Raw genomic sequence first — 1,202 nt, 5'->3', positions numbered from 1 at the left:
GTAAAGATAGCGGTAGTGGGTGCAGCACATAAGGTTGGGACAACCACAACGGCTTTTAATCTGGTGAATTTCCTTGTAAATAGCGGAGCTGACGCAGCTTATGTTGAAGCGAATACAAACGGTCATCTCAGTACTCTGCCAACATATTATAAGGAAATGATTGTCAGCGAGACACATGTTGAATACAACGGCGTAAAGTATTATTTCAGGGGACATTTCCCGGAGGAGAATAACTTTATCGTTATTGATTTCGGCACTTTTGCACAATGCAGTATGAAGACGCTCAAACAATGTGAACTGCTGATTTTGTGCGGCACAACAAAACCGTATGAGTTTGCTTTTGTCAGAGCGGCTCTTGCGGAACTCTGTGATATGCCTTTGTTTCTTTTGCTATCTTATACTCCCAAAAAGGTTCAAAGTGAGATATGTAATATGCTGAAGAATAAGAATGTTCAATTGTATTTTACAGGTTATTCCCCGGACCTGTTTGATGGCAAGGCAAATGCAGCAATATATGCTGAGATAGTGAAAGAGTATACACATGTGAAAGCTATCGAATAGCTAAAAAGTTTAATATTCTTCAATATCGGAAGGGTGGTTGGATTTTTGGATAAAGCAAGAGTTTTAAACCGGGTATATGCCTCCAGCTTGCCAGGCAGGGCCAAAACTATCATGTTTTATATTGTGAATCGTTCAAACAAGGAGCTTACCTGTTTTCCTGCCATTCCAACTATGGCAAGGGAAACAGGATTAAGTGAAAGAACTGTTCAGAGGGCGTTGAAGGAGCTTTGTGCTGAAGGATACATAGTTAAAACGCCAAGGTACAGGAAGAATAGAAGCCAGAGTTCAAATCTTTATCTTTTGGTGGTAAAAAATGATAATCAAGCTGATGATTCTGCTTTTTCGTATTTTGATAAAATTCCCATTTACCGTAACTGTCACCGGGGCGGTGACAGCTGTGTACCCCCATAGAACTATACAGGGTAACAAGGATTCGGGATATTGAAAGAAAGTATGATTTATAGTGACAAGTAATGCTTGAGAGTAAGTAGTAAAGGCAAAGATATATTTCCAGAAAAATGAAGGATTTTTGACATTTGTGTAGAATTTAAACATTAGTGGCTTGCAGCCTTACGGATGACGGATTTTGTCGAAATAAGAGGACGGCAAAATATTTTTCACAATCCGTTTTATTGTACAGT

General features: G+C 39.1%; 1 protein-coding gene and 1 pseudogene. Both read left to right on the top strand.

The window, feature by feature from the left end; all coding sequences use genetic code 11:
* Positions 1-561: pseudogene (locus tag PLH43_RS13200) on the top strand (hypothetical protein); the annotation flags it as partial.
* A 45-nt stretch (positions 562-606) separates the two neighbouring features.
* On the top strand, positions 607-972 hold the full coding sequence (locus tag PLH43_RS13195) for a helix-turn-helix domain-containing protein (RefSeq protein WP_324363882.1): 366 nt from the start codon (positions 607-609) through the stop codon (positions 970-972).
* Positions 973-1,202 lie beyond the last annotated feature (230 nt).

The organism is Acetivibrio sp. (genome assembly GCF_035371925.1).
In the GTDB taxonomy this organism is placed as follows: domain Bacteria; phylum Bacillota; class Clostridia; order Acetivibrionales; family Acetivibrionaceae; genus Hungateiclostridium.
Note: the sequence above shows the minus strand (reverse complement) of the source record. Positions and strands in the feature narration are given on the sequence as shown.